The sequence below is a fragment of the Xenorhabdus sp. SGI246 genome, from assembly GCF_040838225.1.
In the GTDB taxonomy this organism is placed as follows: domain Bacteria; phylum Pseudomonadota; class Gammaproteobacteria; order Enterobacterales; family Enterobacteriaceae; genus Xenorhabdus; species Xenorhabdus indica.
This window is the reverse complement of record NZ_JBFPEZ010000128.1, coordinates 1-4,848: the sequence shown is the minus strand read 5'-3', so window position 1 is coordinate 4,848 and position 4,848 is coordinate 1. Positions and strand designations below refer to the sequence as shown.

Annotated in this window: 4 protein-coding genes; 2 read left to right on the top strand and 2 right to left on the bottom strand. The window is 33.1% G+C overall.

From position 1 onward, the window contains the following. Positions 1 to 442 precede the first annotated feature (442 nt). Together ABLA85_RS18270 and ABLA85_RS18265 are read left to right on the top strand one after the other, a co-directional pair. Complete coding sequence (locus ABLA85_RS18270; RefSeq protein ID WP_367965750.1) at positions 443 to 595, top strand: hypothetical protein; 153 nt, start codon at positions 443 to 445, stop codon at positions 593 to 595. 83 nt (positions 596 to 678) lie between these two features. After that, positions 679 to 849: a hypothetical protein gene (locus tag ABLA85_RS18265; RefSeq protein WP_367965749.1), complete on the top strand. Its 171-nt coding sequence runs from the start codon at positions 679 to 681 to the stop codon at positions 847 to 849. A 433-nt stretch (positions 850 to 1,282) separates the two neighbouring features. On the opposite strand, the gene ABLA85_RS18260 is transcribed toward ABLA85_RS18265, so the two are convergent. Both ABLA85_RS18260 and ABLA85_RS18255 read right to left on the bottom strand, forming a co-directional pair. Beyond that, positions 1,283 to 3,100, bottom strand: coding sequence for a phospholipase D-like domain-containing protein (locus tag ABLA85_RS18260; RefSeq protein WP_367965748.1), 1,818 nt, complete (start codon positions 3,098 to 3,100; stop codon positions 1,283 to 1,285). Continuing rightward, positions 3,090 to 4,848, bottom strand: a 1,759-nt coding sequence (locus tag ABLA85_RS18255) for an AAA domain-containing protein (protein WP_367965747.1), incomplete at its 5' end; no start/stop codon positions are given. The genes ABLA85_RS18260 and ABLA85_RS18255, both read right to left, overlap by 11 nt.

Sequence of the window (4,848 nt, the reverse complement as noted above, 5' to 3'; positions counted from 1 at the left end):
GCTTAAGCGAGCGGTATTACCGTGCGGTGGCCTTTTTATTCCCTAACTCGATGTTTATCATCAAGTTTTTGATTTGGTGCCAGGGCGGGACTAGTAATTACATTTAACTACTTGAATATATATAATTTATTTTTACCTATTGATTTCATGCCCCTTTATGTGCCCCTGAAATGTTTCGTTTCTTTATCTTTATATTTTATTGATTTTTATCATTAATATTGGTTTTTTTCCTAAGGGGTAAAGAGCACATAAAGAGATTATAGATATAAAGTGTAGTAGTTCATACTTGTTCTGAGAGTCATCCACTTTGATTCAGGGTCTGTCAGATTAAATTCGGGTCAGATTTTTTTCAGCCCAAATTGTTTTTCCTTCCAATAATGTCTCTATTGGTGTTTGGCCATAACTCATTTTTCCTTGATGAATGCGGTGATAAAGGATGATTATGATGGACGCTAAAGCACAGCTCACCGTGGATATAATTGCCAAGGTAGCACAAGGAAAAATCAGCATTATTAATGCGTCAAAGCTGCTCAGTAAATCCCACAGGGCGGTAGAACATTATCTTCAACAATATCAACAAGTGGGTATTCGATAGCCAACCAGAAAATCGAGATCTGAAAGTACTGTGAGGGACGTTTTACGGCCTACTTTGCAGGCCGACAATTATGTGTCTCTGAAGTGATTGAGCCGACAAAACCTTCGTTGTATGATTTGAAAATTCAGAGAAAGTTGGATGCGCTGGCATTAGCAGGCACACTGGGCAATGTCGCTGAAGCCAGCCGACAGAGTGGCTGTTCCCACGACATGCTCTATCGTTACCGTAAATTTTTCAGAAAAAAAGAACCGTAAGCACTCAAACACACCCACCGTTAATCCGGCATTATATCATAAAAATCGGACTGCCCGTGAATATAGAAGAACAGGTCATTGCTTTTTCATTGGAAAATTCCCATCTGGCTACGGGAACAAATGAATACCAGTGCGCTGCGAGTTGAGAAAGCAAGATCATCACTTGCTAACGTATTGTGATGATCTTTGATTGAGTCATTAAGCTGGGAGCAGGTATACTGAAACGACAAAGTCCCTCGGTAATCACACTACTACAAGCAAAGTTAAATTAAAAATGGCTCTGTGAAAGTGATATGAACTTATCTTCATCAATGTTATCAGGTGATCTCTATCATGGTAATATATACTGACACCTAATAATCCTCATGAAGTTCAATATATAGAATGATAGTTACAGCTGTAGATCCTTGGTAAAGATTCAACAGAAAATTATCTAAAAGTTGTTCGATATTACAGAGAAGATACCTTTTTTCTCAATGTAGAAACCCAATTCATCATATGGATTTCCATAAGCTGATGCTGATAACCAGTTAAGACTTGTAATTAAAATATGATCATTATCCCAAGATAATATCTTTGCATGAGAAATAGGGTTTTTCTTTTTTTCTAAAAAAATTCCATTTTCTCTTAGTGAATCACTTATTTCTTCAAGTTGCTGAGTATTTATGCCTCCACTAAGAGATGAATAGTACATGTTTATATTCAAGTTATTATTATCTGTCATAGAGCTTATTAATGGTGTTAAAATTGGTCTTTCTGCATTGTTGCTTATTCTATGGCTTGCAATGAATATTGAATGTTGTGCATTGTCTCTTGCATCTAATACATAGTCATGATGTTCGTTTTTAGTGACAATTTTTATTTTGACATTTTTATTTTGAGAGAGTTCTGAGGGTGAATTATGAAACGTTTTTTTCAATTCGTATGAGATGGCTGAAATGGATTTGCTCAAATAGTTTGATACTCTTGATTTCCCTTTTGACATTATGCTCATTATATCTAATATTTCGGTGATAAGGGAATTATTTGTTACAAAAACAGAGCATTCATACCGATTAAATCCACTTGCTAACCAATTACATGAACCTATAGTAACACCATATCCGTATTCCATCGTATCGCATACTATAACTTTTGCATGTGAGCCAGTTGGATCTGAATGTATAGTGAAAAGTGAAGTTAGACCAAGCTTTACTATTTCGTCTCTATAAACAGAAAGTCCACTAAGAAATTGATTATAACTTCCTATATTTCTCTCATCGTCAGGTTCTTCTTGTCCCCATAATATATCAACTTGTACACCTCTTTGAGCAGAATAAACTAATTTTTGAAAAATAACTTGAAAGTTCTTTAACTGTATAAAGGTCGAGTGTATGATAATTCTGCTTATAGCATTATCGATCATATCTATCAAATGATCACGATGGCTTTCTGCTCCAGATATTATACTAAATTCACTTTCATCAATGAAATGCTCTTCAAATCGATTCTCATGGGGTTCGGTATTATATTTACTTAACTTTGAGATATTATTGGGGGAATCATTTTTTTCTTTATTTTCAATTCGTTTTAAATTAGCAGCAGCGATAATATCATCAGCTAATTCTTTTGATATATCGGATGGCACTCCGGTTATATTATCCGCTTCATCAACCTGTGCTATCGCAAAAGTTGTATTTTGATAGTACGGTCTATCATTTACTCTTTCTTCATATCCAATAACTTCTTCATCAGTATCTTCTACACAATTAAGAACGTCTGACAAAAATGGGGTATATTTCGGATTTTTAATATTAAGTTCTGTTGCAATAGAAGTTTTGTTCTTAAGCAACTCGTTTGCTCTTGGTTTTTTATATGTTTGATAGTTTTGATTTCTTGCATTTACCCTATAACATTTAGCTGTTTTAGGGTCTATTAAAAATCTCCTTGTAGACTCCATAGGCTCTCTTTCATAGGGAAGTTCTTCAAGATTTGCAACATTTCTTCCATTTTCAGTAATTCTGAAATGATATTTGGAATCTAACTCTACTAATTCAACCCATCCCAACTTCATAAAAGGAATTATTATTTCAATTATTAATCTTTGTGGAAGGTTAGATTTTGAAGATAACTCATCTATAGGGTATGATTTATGGCTAATTTCAAGAAGCAAAAAATGGTCTAAAGCTCCCCATCTATGTCCTTTGAATATTTTAAATTTATGAATGCCAAAATGAAAAGGAACTTTAACATAGATATTTTTATTTTCCATTTTTTTTGCCTTTATTTCCAATTGGTTCGAATTCAATTGAAGCAAGTTTGCTTTCAGATAATGATAAATCCAGTGTTTTTGTTAGTTTTGGTATGAAATCATACTCTTCTAGATTTTCCTTGGCGATCCTGTTAGACCAAGATTTAAGAAAATCATATGAGCCTATAATAATTAATTTATGTTTAGCTCTACTGAGTAGGACATTTATACGACGTTGATCTGATAAAAATCCTAAAGCACTTTTAATAGTACTTTTACCATTGTTTCTTACTAACGAAATTATAACTATATCTGCTTCACCTCCTTGGAATGAATCTACTGTAAGGCAATAACCATCATTATCATCTGGAGGAATAAAATTATTCAACAACTGTTTAAAACCATTCTTTTTTTTCTCTATCTCTATAGATTTAGATATAAGTTTTACTTGGTTGGAGTAGGGTGAAAGTACAACCAATTTCATTTTTTTAGTAGGTGTTGCATTCTTATCGAGATCTTTTAGTAACGAAATCACTGCCTTGCATTCATTTTCATTTGACCATATTGGTTTATGTTCTCCTGAACGACTGCCTTTAACTTTCTGTATATCAGGCTGGTTAATCCAGATAATTGGCGGTGTGTTTTTGAGTGCAGATTCCTCTTTTAAATTTATTACTGCATCAAAATCTTCGTCAAGATATTTTCTTTCCTTATCCTTATCTGTAACTAACTTGTCTTTATAAAAAACATTGGAAATTACTTCTGCTATATATGGATGCATACGATGCTGGACTGACAGCATAGACGATAGTTTATTTTTGCGTATTTTATCTTTACCAAATAATTGTTCATACCTTATATCCTCTTGTTCATCATCCAGAATAAGTGATTCAAATAGGTTTACAAATTTTGTTGCTCGTAGCCCTATTTCTTTTGCTTGGTTGCCATTAATAGAAGAAAAGTGCCCATTACGAATCAGTTCATTCTTTAATCTAAAATTGTTTATGCTATCCACTTCTTCGAAAATGTTTATTAGTTTTTTATTGTTAACTAATATATTTTTTAGTTCGATTGATCTATATGGTGGTAATTGATGATGATCGCCTATCATTAATCTACGGTAAGATAACAAAAGAGGACTAATCAGTTCTATACCCGTAACCTTTCCACTTTCCTCCATGATTGACCAATCAAACTGTGCTCTCTCTTTTATCATCCGTTCTACATAATCAGAATTTGTTGTAGCAAATATTAAACTTGCAGATTTTATCAGTTGATTAATCAGAGGATATCTTTTTACAGGAGATGCTTTAAGTAAGTTGTCAATATCATTCTTTAATTTATGATTGGATGAATCTCTAAATAAATCACTTTCGATAAACCTCTTTAAATAGTCTAAACCTGTTTCATCTGCACTATTTAATACGACATTGTCTTCCCCCGAAACCTTGTTGCATCTAACAATAATAGGGGAATTGATATGTTCTTCTTGATTTGTAAAATCTTTGACTACTTCGTGATAAAGATGTTGTACGGTTGCATGGTTCTGAGCAGTAAAAAGTATTCTACTGTTTGGTTCTTCCTTGAATATAAATTGAGAAAGTGCTTTTACTAAGTGAGTTTTACCAACCCCAGGAGGTCCTTGTACAAGATTCATTGGTAATGTTGATAATACTTTGGAAAAAACTTTTTGTTTTGATTCATCCAATGAAGCCATTATATCTTTTGCAATAATTTCTTCATTATTTACTAGGGGTTGTTGATGTTTT